The sequence below is a fragment of the Bacteroides finegoldii DSM 17565 genome, from assembly GCF_000156195.1.
Classification (GTDB): domain Bacteria; phylum Bacteroidota; class Bacteroidia; order Bacteroidales; family Bacteroidaceae; genus Bacteroides; species Bacteroides finegoldii.
Genome location: NZ_GG688330.1, coordinates 1 through 11333 on the forward strand (window position 1 = coordinate 1; position 11333 = coordinate 11333).

Annotated in this window: 11 protein-coding genes; 1 reads left to right on the top strand and 10 read right to left on the bottom strand. The window is 46.0% G+C overall.

What is annotated here, in order from left to right; genetic code table 11:
- Positions 1-139: 139 nt before the first annotated feature.
- From BACFIN_RS04495 to BACFIN_RS04455, 9 genes are all read right to left on the bottom strand, one after another.
- On the bottom strand, positions 140-2506 hold the full coding sequence (locus BACFIN_RS04495) for a TraG/VirB4 family ATPase (RefSeq protein ID WP_032839863.1): 2367 nt from the start codon (positions 2504-2506) through the stop codon (positions 140-142).
- A gap of 16 nt (positions 2507-2522) precedes the next feature.
- Positions 2523-2813 (bottom strand): hypothetical protein, encoded by a 291-nt coding sequence (locus tag BACFIN_RS04490; protein ID WP_007756622.1) that lies wholly within the window; start codon positions 2811-2813, stop codon positions 2523-2525.
- Positions 2814-2842: 29 nt separating this feature from the next.
- The gene (locus BACFIN_RS04485) at positions 2843-3154 is read right to left on the bottom strand and encodes a DUF4134 domain-containing protein (protein ID WP_050761303.1); all 312 of its coding nucleotides are present in this window, start codon (positions 3152-3154) and stop codon (positions 2843-2845) included.
- Between the two features lie 214 nt (positions 3155-3368).
- The gene (locus BACFIN_RS04480; protein ID WP_007756628.1) at positions 3369-4052 is read right to left on the bottom strand and encodes a hypothetical protein; all 684 of its coding nucleotides are present in this window, start codon (positions 4050-4052) and stop codon (positions 3369-3371) included.
- 8 nt (positions 4053-4060) lie between these two features.
- Positions 4061-4657: a hypothetical protein gene (locus BACFIN_RS04475; protein WP_007756631.1), complete on the bottom strand. Its 597-nt coding sequence runs from the start codon at positions 4655-4657 to the stop codon at positions 4061-4063.
- Complete coding sequence (locus BACFIN_RS04470; RefSeq protein WP_007756638.1) at positions 4638-5096, bottom strand: hypothetical protein; 459 nt, start codon at positions 5094-5096, stop codon at positions 4638-4640. Before BACFIN_RS04470 ends, BACFIN_RS04475 begins: the two co-directional genes overlap by 20 nt.
- 119 nt (positions 5097-5215) lie before the next feature.
- Entirely contained in the window at positions 5216-6013 is a 798-nt protein-coding gene (locus tag BACFIN_RS04465; protein ID WP_007756642.1) for a ParA family protein, read from the bottom strand.
- A gap of 325 nt (positions 6014-6338) precedes the next feature.
- Positions 6339-7934, bottom strand: a complete 1596-nt coding sequence (locus BACFIN_RS04460) for a relaxase/mobilization nuclease domain-containing protein (protein WP_007756644.1) — start codon at positions 7932-7934, stop codon at positions 6339-6341.
- A gap of 133 nt (positions 7935-8067) precedes the next feature.
- Complete coding sequence (locus tag BACFIN_RS04455; protein WP_032839853.1) at positions 8068-8457, bottom strand: hypothetical protein; 390 nt, start codon at positions 8455-8457, stop codon at positions 8068-8070.
- Between the two features lie 1039 nt (positions 8458-9496).
- Between BACFIN_RS04455 and BACFIN_RS04450 the strand changes: the two genes are divergently transcribed.
- The gene (locus BACFIN_RS04450) at positions 9497-9706 is read left to right on the top strand and encodes a hypothetical protein (RefSeq protein ID WP_032839854.1); all 210 of its coding nucleotides are present in this window, start codon (positions 9497-9499) and stop codon (positions 9704-9706) included.
- A 121-nt stretch (positions 9707-9827) separates the two neighbouring features.
- Here the strand turns inward: BACFIN_RS04450 and BACFIN_RS04445 are convergent, their stop codons facing one another.
- Positions 9828-11048, bottom strand: a complete 1221-nt coding sequence (locus BACFIN_RS04445) for a site-specific integrase (RefSeq protein WP_007756657.1) — start codon at positions 11046-11048, stop codon at positions 9828-9830.
- Positions 11049-11333 lie beyond the last annotated feature (285 nt).

Here is an 11333-nt window from a genome sequence, read left to right on the forward strand (position 1 = left end):
CAGTTTGGTAACTAACTGACTTATGACTTTTCCGACATGCTACACTCCCTGCTCGGTTAAGTTTTCCCGAAACAGATAAGTCGGCTGATGATAGGTCATTTTCAAAGAACACTTTCCTAATCTCTTGCCAAAGAGATATTTACGATGCAACCTTTACGGGCGCACACAAAAATTTTATATATTCTGCCATAGTGGGCGAAGCAATCGCCTTCCACGCTTCCTCGATAATCAGCGCCTTGCGTCCTTTCTTGATGCGCATCTTCTGCAGGAACACGTCCATAATGATGAGTACCACAATCGGGAACAGCACGGGGTCATCCTTAATCTTATCGATTTCGAAGACGATGAACTGCTCATCGAAGAGGTTCACGTCCAGGTCGGAGTTCAGGGTCATCTCCAGTTCGCCACCCCGGTAGAACTGCTTCAGGATGGCAGCGAAGTCGCGGATGTTGAACTGAATCTTCTCCTGTGCCACGATTTGCGGAATGCGCTCCAAAGCAAACTCGTAGTAAGAATTGAATGACAGTTCCCGGACTATCAATCTGCGTTTCTGTTCCTCGATATGGTCTATCTGCTTGTCTATCTTGATAAGCATGGAGTTGTTGTAGAGTTCCTTCTTGTAGTTCTCGATTATCTGCAGGGCACGTTCCTTTTCGCCTTTACTGGCAGCTTCATCCTGGGCAAGGGCAAAAAGCGAACGGCACTGGCGGAGCAGCTTGAGTCGCCGGGCTTCTGCCGGAAGCATGAGTGCCCTGCTTTCTGCCTGCTTGTCCATTTCGGCTTCTCTGATTTGGGCATCAATGTCTTCCATGCTATGGGAGAACTTGTCGTAGTCTTCTTCCATCTTGGAGGCAACCAACAGCTTTTGTCTCAACCCTTCACGTTCCTTCTCCGTGAACTTGGTAAAAGGATGGAAGTAGGCTTCGTAGTATTCCACGATGGTCTGGTTGATGAGCATGTCCTCAATCTTTGATGGAAAGTCGTTACCCTTAAAAATGAGGAAGATGAGCGATTTGAGGAAATTCTTCTTTTCCCCGAAGTTCAGGTCATACTCTTCCTTTGTTACCTTGAAAGGATTCATGGAGATGGGCTTCTCCTTCGAGTAAGAAATATAGGTTCCCTTGTAGTAACCACAGATACCTTCATAGGAATCGCCCGTATCAACCATAACCACATCCGTCTTTTGCTCTAATAGTTGACGAACTACGCTGTTCATGTGGAATGACTTCCCGCTTCCTGAAGGTCCGATGCAGAAGAAGTTGGCATTATCCGTCATCTTCACCTTGCCCTCTTTCCCTGTGATGTCAATACACACTGGCAGCCCCTGGCGGTCGGTGTAGTAAGTAGTCAAGGGAGTATCTTCCGAATCTTTCAAGTGTTCCTTGAAGAAGAAGCACAAAGCTGCATCAGATAAAGTAAGGAACAGGTCATAGTCCGGATTGAAGGCATAGCCATTTCCGGGGAAGCTGTCGGTAAACAATTCCAACTGGTTGTAGGCAGTACGGGACGGCATGATGCCACACTCATACAGCTTGGTTTCCAGATAGGAAGTGACCGGAGTGACCTTGTCTGCCGGGCAGCTTATCAAGATATTGAAGTTGCAATAGACCAGCTGCGTGCTGTCCACTGCCAGGCGGTCCAACACTTCCTCAATGTCTTCCTTCGCAATCTTGTTGCTCGGGTCAGGCATGGAGCCGTGGCGCTTGGCTTTGGCTTGTAACTTGCGTAGCAGTTTCCGTTGGTTCGGTATCTGTACCACCTGGTTGAACACCACACAATCAGCATGGGGCACACTCGTCAGAAAAGAGAACAAGTCCGTAGCGATGCCGTAGCCGTTGATGTTCATCTGAGTATAGGGCTTCACCAGCGAAGGCAGGTTAATCTCGTCTATATCCACCAGCGGATAGGAACGGACTACCCGGTCGCCGATTTTCAGATATTCGTCTGATGCCTTGAAGTTGGTCATCGAGAAGGGACCATGCCGGAACTGGAAAGCCATGAAGCGGTGGCAATACTCGTTCACCTCTTCCTTGGTCAACTTCCGATGCTTGATATTCTTCTCCTTGAGGATGTCGCTCACTTTGGAAACCTTGGAATGGAAGTCCAGCCATCTCTTCGGGTCGTACTGAACGAACTGGCTGCGCTGTGCCTCCTGCGTGAGGATAAGGTAGGTACGTATCTCCGTAAATTCTCTTCCCTCAAAGTAACGGAAGTAGCTTTTGGTCAGGAACTCCGCATTCTCCGGCACCTCATGGTGGTAGGACTGCTTACAGAGCACGTCCTGTTTCTGCAGGGCATAGCCCTCGCCAAGGGTCTGCACCACGTTGGAGAGCACATCCTGAAAAAGCATGTACTGCTCCGCATCGGTACAGAGCTGCTGCACGGGATTGGTTATCTCGAAAATAACCGACGGTTCCCCCTTAGCTGAAAAAAGGACGACATTGCCGTCCGTTTCCTCCAGCTGCGCATAAAGGCCGTCAAATATTCTTTTCTTGGTACGTGCCATAATCATTCATTTTGTTTTACGAGTTGCGTCTCAGATTCTTGTAAACATAGATACCCTTTGCCCGCCGTTTGTTGTGGAGACCGCCACGCTGCTTGACATAAATGGTGACCAATCCGACCAATGCCATCACCAGCATGGCGATGAACCCGGCAAGCTTTCCCAAAGCGATGGAGAAGCCGATGAAACCTACGAACGACACACCGATGGCCGCTGCTGCCAATGTCAGAAAACGGCCGCGTATGCCCATGAACTCCAGCGGTTTCTGCAAGCCTTTGAAAACGGGATAACCCTCCTGATTCATCGTCATAATTCTGGATAGTATGTTGACAAATTGGATTACTTAAAGAAGAGCGGAAGAGCCTCAGAAAGAGCGATAAATGCGATACATCCACCAATCGTCAGCATGATGGTTTTCTTGACATCCTGGTCGCCGTTCTGCATCTTGAAGTAGACGTTGAACGCCCCTACAAGCACAATAACGGCCGCAATCGCTTTCATCAAATTTGACACCGGAGTCTGGTAGGAACTCACTTCCTGCGTGGCTTTGGTAAAACCTGCGGCTCCCTTGCTGCCTGCCATCGCTTCACCGACCGATACCGTAAGGGCAAAGATGAACATGAGGCATTTCTGTACCGCACTGCAGGCCATGAGGCGGTTGACTGCTTTTTCAGAAAAACGCTGGATAGAGCGGAAGATGTTTGGGTTTCCGCATACAAGTTGATTGAATTGTTTCATTGTATATTTCTTTGATAATGGATTTCATCGCCAAAGGAACAGAGGTCGCCAAAGAAACAGAGGTCATTCAAGTATCAGAGGTCGCTAAAGGAACGGTGGACTTTCGTCCGGTTGGTTTCGGGTTTATCTACCCGGCATATCGCATGCTTTCGCAGTGATAGATAATGGTACCCAGGTCACATTCACCGGTTTCTGCCAGCTGGTCGATGGCTTTGAAGATGTCATCCACCAGGATGCCGTCTGTCAGGATGGGTTCCCGGTAGCTCGGTGAGAAGTTGGATCCGGTAGAAGTTCCAGCTTCCGATGGGGCTGCTTCGGCATCCGCATGGGTAGTGTCTTCAATTTCATCTTCATCCGTAGCATCAGAAGCTGATGTGGCATCCGTATTATCCGGCTCAGCAGTTTGAGTCTGTGATACTGTTTCAGAGGAAGGATTCTCTGCCGGAACAGGAATATCTGATTGTTCGGTAGCTGTTGATGCTTCCGGATTGGAAACATCTTCACCACTTTCAGAAGAAGCATTCTCATTCGGTTGCTCATCAGATGTTGTCTGCTGTTTATCCGTGTTGGAATCATTTTCATTCCCTGCTTCTTCCTGCTTCTTTTCCTCTTCCTTCTTCTTATCGTCCCGGATCACCTGCTGGGGCTGGAAGGAACGGGCTTCATCCGTGATGTCTATTTCCTCTTCGGATTGATTCTCCTGCGCTGCTGCCTCGGCTGCCTTCAGATGCTGGATGTCCATGAATATCAGAAAGCCGTAGTAGCCTATCAATACCACAAAGAGGATTAAGATTACTTGTCCGTAGGTCATAGCTGTAGTTATAGGATGTTTGACAATACAATGGTTTCCTCTGACGGATAAGGCAGGAAGCGGAAGCCCAGTTTGGCTCCTCTCAACTCTGATTCCTGAATCCGGTGAAGGTCATCCGTATAATAAAGGATACCGTATTCCTCTCCGGCAATGTAGCCTTTGGACTTGAGCCATGAACGGAGTCTTACCCGTGCCCGGTTGGACACAACCTTGATGCGGGTGATGGGACTCAGCCCGAAGATAACCCTGCGTCTTTCCCTCCGCATAATATCAGAATGGATTCGTGAAAGCACCTTAAAATCTTCCAACGCAGTACGCTTTAATCCCATTCTAACAGCAATGCGCCGGGCATATTCCCGTGAAATTCCCAATTCCTTGCCTATCTCAGCATAAGACCGGTGAGCAAAATGATTGCGTACATAATCTGCATGCTCCATCCAACGGTTTTTGACCGCTTTCTTCAGCCCCAAGCAACGGGCCTTTTCCTTTACAGCACGTTCGCACATGCCCAAAATCTCTGCGGTTCTCGGGGTTGTTTCTATGGGATAGAGCTGGATAAGAACCGCAATCTTCTGCTCTGTCCAATTAGTCCTTTTCTTTCTCATAATCTTTTTGATTGAAATTTGTAAACAATGATTTCTTTTCTCTGCGAAACGGCACAAGCTGTAGAAGGTAAATATCAAAGAATGTACGGACAATGGCATTGACCATATCCGAACGGCTGCGGTTATGGATGTTGCAGTCATCCAGCGAGTCTGCCAGATCCCGGTCCAGCCTGCATACCAGTCGTTCGCTTTTGACATTACTTTCATCGGAAATTTCCAAATTTTTCAGGAATCCTATCCAATAATCTTCCACCTCCTTTGAGGGAGAAAGATGGATAGGTTCTCCGTCACTTTCCGTTTTCTTCTCACTTGTACCATTCGTCCGATCCTGGAGGCCGGATGATTTTTCCAACATTTCGGGCAACTTGTGCGTCAGGATAATGTCAGAATCATTGATGCCTTGTGTCAAGTCACCAATTTCCGGAATGTCTTTTTTCATGCGCTATGTTATTTGATGGTTACTGATAAATTTAATCTCGTCATTCATATTCCGATTCTTCCTTATCGGTTGTATCAGCAGACAGACCTCCTGCTTCGCGTTCTTCTTCATTTCCATCTTCATCCATGGCAATATGTGTAACACCTTCTTCCCGATTTTTTTTCTTTGCCTATTTTCGGATTAAGATTATCCGTCAGTTGTATTCCGGTAAGCTTTACCTCCCTCACTGGAGTTACCTTGCCGAAAATGCTGAAATAGATCTTGTCGAAAACATTGCCAACATAACGAATCTGCATATCCAGTGCAGCCACTGTACTGAACCGCTCCATATCAGCCCGCCTCGGTATTTTCCCGGTTACATAACCGTAATTAGAAAAAGTTTCCCGTGTATTGTCCCAAAGTATCAGTTCTGAGCGCTTTCCTACGCGGTTGTCATTGAGGTTGGGAATGATGAAGAGCTGTGCATTCATACGGTCTCCAACTACCTGACGAAGTCTGTCAAGAAAAAGCAGAAAACTGGCTGTGGAAGGAACGGTCACCAGATCATAGTGGAAAGGAACAACGATGATATCTGAATTGACAAACATGGGGACCAGACCTTCCGCTTTCAGACTTCCCGGTGAATCCATAAGCACCACATCAATCTCCGGATCATTATGCAACTTTTCAATCAGGGAGGTCATGGCCGTCTTGTCATCCGGTTCATAAGCCCATACTTCGTAAGGCACCTGTACCTCTCCATATTTTTTAAGGTCCGTTTTACGGCACTTCATAATCGAGTGCTGGAAATCACAGTCGATTATTACCAGACGGACACCTTTCGTCACCAAGTAATTGGCAAAGGTCACACAAAGAGTAGTCTTTCCGACTCCTCCTTTCTGGTTGGCAAAGGTTACTATGACAGGGGGCTGTATCATGTCGTTTTTACTTGAATTAAATTTGCAAGCAAAAATATGTGCAGAGATATTGAAAACCTAAATGCACAACATCAATGTGCTTGAGATTGCAGAAATATGGGTAAATAAGTCGGATGAACCTGAGTTTTTCAATCTATATGCCCGAATTGGTTGCAGTAGGCAGTCCCATGAAAGTCTTTCAAAAAAATAGTGGTCCCCATTGGTTGTCCGGTTACGGATTATAGCCATAGCCTGTTTAATAAATATTCGTTTATCTGCATGATTAAAACAATGTTACTTTCCCGTAAGCAAGTGTTTCCTTCTTCCGCAAAGGACCAAAAGCTCCTTACATCTTTAATGAACGTCCATCATTCACATCATTGTAGTCGGTCTTATTTCCAACCTCCCATTCGCGGTTGGCGCTGTGACTGCCTTCTCCTTCTTTCCGGAGTTTGCCCAGTCCCTGATGACACTTCCGCTGCAAACTCTTGACCGGATTGAGCGTCTTCTTCTTGGACTTCTTGAACGGCACACCCTGGCGCTTCTGCTTTTTGGATTTCTTCTTCACCCGTTCCACATCGAAGCCTTCTTCATTCAGGTTGATGAGAATATGCTCCTTGAAGTTGATGGCATAGTAGGTATCATCAACCTGACGGATGATGAAGCCTTCCTGGTACATGGCGCTGCGGGGGGACTTCACTTCGGGATCATTGAAGATTTCATGCATTCGACCGACGGAATCAGCATACTTGGGAGGACGTTCTGTAGAGATGTCCACCAGATCCGGATGGTCCACCTTGAAAATCTTACAGAGCAAGTCCACTTCCGCGTCATTGGTAGGGCGGAACTTCTCAATGAAGCTGATGCGGTTGTTCCGGTCAATGGCCTTGGCCATGAAAGGCGGCAAGGGTCTGCTTTGGCCATCGTAGTAGATGACGCCTTTCTTTATATAGGCATGCTGTTTCTTGAGTTTCTGGAAAATTTCTCCCTGAGTTATCTTGGGATTGAGGGTCAGCAGCCGGTCTATGAATGCTTCTATCCGGTCAAAGCGTTGTTCGGGGGTAGCGAAGTCGAGCAGTTCTTCTACGGCTAGAACCCTGGCACCATGGATGACAGTCTTGTTGGCATGGTCAATCAGCATGTAGCCGTAGGGCTTGTCTTTCTTGCCGAAGAAGACCACATCCACGCCGAAGCTCTTCTTCATTTCCTTCTGCAGTTCTTCCTTGTTGGCGCATACGTCCCTGTATTTTTTCAGATAGGCTCTCAGCTGTCGGTTGCGCGCCTTGTCCTGATAACCTTTCTTATATAGAGTTTCAATCTCTGTCAGGGGGAGTTTCTTTTGGATTCGGCCGCCTTGCTTGACGAAGACGTTTCCGTCTTTCTGGAAGACTTCATAGCCCATGGTTCCCATCACGGCCTTGAACTGGGCAAAGGAGGAGAAGCTGTACTGCTTGGCAGCCTCTATGTCCTTTTCTGTTTTCTGCTGCCGGTCCATACCGAGTATCTTGTCAATGACCGTCTGTGAGCGCCTGCGTTCATGGTCGTGCTGTATCTTGCGACCGTCGGGCGCCACTCTCGAAGTAACGATGTGCAGGTGTGTATTGTCTGTATCGTGATGGGCATAAATGAGCCAGGGTTGTCCGGGTTCGGCATACCCCATTTCCTGCAGATATTGGTGCGCGAAATCAAGCAACTGCTGTTCCGACATTTCATGTCCTTTGCAGGAAATGGCTACATGGAACTGCGGTTTCTGAATCCGGCTGTTCTGGGAACTGTAGAACTGGAGAAATTGCACCAGCTGTTTGGCGGTCGGATGTTCCGAGGCATCCAGTCCACCGAAGTTCTGCATCTCCAGCAGGGTGGCCACTCCTTTATAGACCTTGTGTTCGTTATAACCGACTGCATGGAAGTCTGCGCTTCCGGGAAGTATGGTTGCTATCATAATTTATCTATTTGTTTGCTGATTCATGAAACTTGGGGTTGCGGACCAGACAGATTAAAAATCCCGGTCGCTTGTAAAACTGGATACAGGTTAGTCTATTCATCACACCCAAATACAAAATATCCGTTTACCTTTACTTAATCAGCCGTGTTCTGTTGTTCAAAGTTTCCAAGTCATCCTTTATCCTTTTCAAGATGTTCTGTACATCCTGAATCGAAGGGAGCAAGACTTCATTCACATAACCGGGTGACAGCAGTCCGGCAACCGCCAGTTCGTTGGCCCGCTTGACCGACTGATTCAGGTTGCTGCCAGCCCAGGACAGTTCGTTCTGGAACTTTCGGTAAAATGCACACAAGTCCTGCATCATCTCAATCTGTTGTTTGACATCCACATGGGTAAATTCTTCAACTGCTTTGCGGATATAGTTGCTCACAGACTGGTAGGGAACGGCTTTTTCCTTCAGATTCAGCAATTCATCGGAGGTAAGCCGTAACTGAAATACTTTGGTACGCTGGTTTTTCATATGCCTTGACTTTAGTTGTTCGGATTCCCGGACACCTCTTTCGCGAAGCGAAACAGCGATGCACATCGCTCCGCTGCACGGCAGTCGGCAAGTTACCCTTGTGAGGACAAAACTTGTTTTGTAATGACAAGGGTACAACTTGCTTGGCTCCATATGCAACACAGTTCGATGTCTTCCGGGATGATTTCAGACCCAAATTACCGCAAAATTTTGCGAAGCGCAAAAATGCACAACATCTTTCTGAGAGAAAATCTTCTGTCAAATTCACCTGTGTATCAAGCATTCTGGGATTTGCATTCAAAGGTTTCCAAAGCTCCTGTTCATTGACTCTTTGTTCATCCATATCATGGTGAAATGTTCACGAAGCATGAAGTAGAAACTGACGGTTGTTCATGTGGCTATAGAAACAAGGTTTGAAGTTTAGCTGTCGGAGGCATGCCAGTTACATGGCTGTATCATCCTGCGCTTGTTTGATTGGTGTTGCACAGTTTTCATAATGAGTGAAACAAGAGACAGAGGAACAACAAATCTGTAAACAGAAGAATGTGCAATCATATTGCCATGTGACCATTAACTGAAAGACAATAGGACATATAGCTATGGCATCAGTCTTTATTCAACCTATGTTTATATTTGCTTGTCATCCAGATAGCCATGACAACACAAGGAAAAGAGCATTCAGCAATGAAAATCTGTAAACATGCGTTCTGTGATAAAAGGGAAAAAAGAACAATGGTACTGGCAATTATGGAACTGAACCCGGAGGGATAAAAAGAATAAGGTGTAATCGTATTGTAGAACCTACACATTCTGGACATTCAAAACTTCGGGCAATCAACATGATGTTCAAAGTTGCAGAGTGACAATGCTTGACAAGCACCGAGTTCATGGCCATAAAATGCAGAAAATGAGGTTGAAAGAACATGTATTGACACGAATAAAATGCAGATGATTTCTTGCGTATCTCATTGATTTTTAGTATATTTGGTAATAACAATCTACCTCGGCAGAGATTTTTTATAACTAAAAACAGATGACCATGTTTGAACTGTTACTCCTTATATATATGTTGCCGGTCTGCATTCTTATCGGTTTGCTGATACGGTTGGCACTTTGGCTTATTCGCGTAATGCTGCGGTTGGCATTATGGCTGGTAAAGAAAACTTTCGTCTTGATATGGAAGCTGGTGACGCTTGCGTTTGTGCTGGTTATTTCCGGCAATCTGTTCCGGCAGCATTCGGACGGATAAAAGTGAGATGAGGAAAGGTACAATATGGAAAAAGCCGTATCTTCCTGTTGGAATGATACGGCTTGGTAAAGGTGTAACGGGTCTTTTCCCTCGAAGTAAGGATTGAACTGAAGCAAGTCGGTTAATTGATGAAACAGTTTTTGAAGCCATCAAACTTGTCGGCGACTTGCATCATATCCTGCTCAATTTTCTTGTTGGTGATACGCGCATAGATTTGTGTTGTTTTAATGTTGGTATGTCCCAGCATCTTTGAAACGGACTCAATGGGAACACCCTTGCTGAGCAACATCGTTGCAAACGTATGACGTGCAAGGTGGTAGCTGAGACGTTTCTTGATTCCACAAAGGTCAGCAATCTCTTTGAGATAAGCATTGATCTTTTGATTTGACAGGACTGGAAGCAGCCTGTTGTCTTTAGTCTTTCCTTTATACTTGTCAAGAATCATTTGAGGTATCTCCAACAAAGGGATATTACTCTGCACATTGGTCTTCTGACGGTTGATGATAATCCACGGACGGTTATCAAGGGTGATGATATTTTCCTGCGTCAGGTGAGCCACGTCGATGTAGGCAAGCCCACAGAAACAGGAAAAGATAAAAACGTCCCTTACCATTTCAAGCCGAGGAATCTCAAAATCTTTCTGCATGATGCGCTGTATTTCTTCATCCGTAAGAAAACCCCGATCCACCGGTTCCAGGTGAAAGTGGTGGTTCAAGAAAGGGTCGTGCGTCATCACGCCGCACTTCTGGGCAAAGATGACTACGGTCTTGAAGAATTTGAGCGTCTTGGTAGCCGAATTTGACTTCAGGGAAACCACTGTCTTCAGGTATATTTCAAAATCATGGATAATCAGATGCGTCAGTTCACCCGGCATGAGATCCTTTCTGCCGTATTTGGCATGGAGGAAATTCACAAAATGGCTTCGGGCAGCCGAATATTTGTGATACAAGGCTATGCTTTTTCCTGCACCAACCTGAGCCTTGATGTCCTCCAGATACTTGTCATAGAACTCCACAAACGTAGTCTTGACCTTGTTCTTGCCTAAAAAGATACTCTTGATTTTGTCAAGGGTCAGGTCTTCGTCAAATTCATGCTTCTTGAAAATCATCTGCAGCGAATTTGAGATGTTGTCCAACTGGGCATTCAGATTCAAGGATTCGCTTCCACGCCCCTTTACCCGGTTGGTGGAATTGTTCCATAGCTTCTTGTCAATGTAGATACCGGAAGAACCGACATTCAGCATTTCACCATTCAGGAAAATCCGGATCATCAAGGGAGACTTTCCCTGCTTGTTTTCGTAGTTTGAACGTACATAGTACGACACTTTAAAAATCATTCTCATAACGACTCAAATTTAATGTAGCACCATGGCTACAAAGTTCTACATAATCAGTTATGAATCAATGATTTTATAGGCTTCAAAATGGGCTTCATTTTTCGGTCACTGCTACATTTTTTTGAGGGGTCTTCAAAGTGTAGCAGTAAATGTAGCAAATAATGACCGAACTTTGAAGGCTAAACCCTACATTCAGGCCTTCACCTTGTTGGGGCGCAAAAATAAAAAAGCACCGTAATCAGCTGATATACGGTGCTTTGAATGACTTTTTGAAGGCTTTTGTGAAGTCCT

What these genes read in the sequence shown, in the direction of transcription:
- BACFIN_RS04495 (WP_032839863.1), bottom strand. Translation starts at nt 2,506, where the DNA reads ATGGCACGTACCAAGAAAAGAATATTTGACGGCCTTTATGCGCAGCTG.
- BACFIN_RS04490 (WP_007756622.1), bottom strand. Translation starts at nt 2,813, where the DNA reads ATGACGATGAATCAGGAGGGTTATCCCGTTTTCAAAGGCTTGCAGAAA.
- BACFIN_RS04485 (WP_050761303.1), bottom strand. Translation starts at nt 3,154, where the DNA reads ATGGCCTGCAGTGCGGTACAGAAATGCCTCATGTTCATCTTTGCCCTT.
- BACFIN_RS04480 (WP_007756628.1), bottom strand. Translation starts at nt 4,052, where the DNA reads ATGACCTACGGACAAGTAATCTTAATCCTCTTTGTGGTATTGATAGGC.
- BACFIN_RS04475 (WP_007756631.1), bottom strand. Translation starts at nt 4,657, where the DNA reads ATGAGAAAGAAAAGGACTAATTGGACAGAGCAGAAGATTGCGGTTCTT.
- BACFIN_RS04470 (WP_007756638.1), bottom strand. Translation starts at nt 5,096, where the DNA reads ATGAAAAAAGACATTCCGGAAATTGGTGACTTGACACAAGGCATCAAT.
- BACFIN_RS04465 (WP_007756642.1), bottom strand. Translation starts at nt 6,013, where the DNA reads ATGATACAGCCCCCTGTCATAGTAACCTTTGCCAACCAGAAAGGAGGA.
- BACFIN_RS04460 (WP_007756644.1), bottom strand. Translation starts at nt 7,934, where the DNA reads ATGATAGCAACCATACTTCCCGGAAGCGCAGACTTCCATGCAGTCGGT.
- BACFIN_RS04455 (WP_032839853.1), bottom strand. Translation starts at nt 8,457, where the DNA reads ATGAAAAACCAGCGTACCAAAGTATTTCAGTTACGGCTTACCTCCGAT.
- BACFIN_RS04450 (WP_032839854.1), top strand. Translation starts at nt 9,497, where the DNA reads ATGTTTGAACTGTTACTCCTTATATATATGTTGCCGGTCTGCATTCTT.
- BACFIN_RS04445 (WP_007756657.1), bottom strand. Translation starts at nt 11,048, where the DNA reads ATGAGAATGATTTTTAAAGTGTCGTACTATGTACGTTCAAACTACGAA.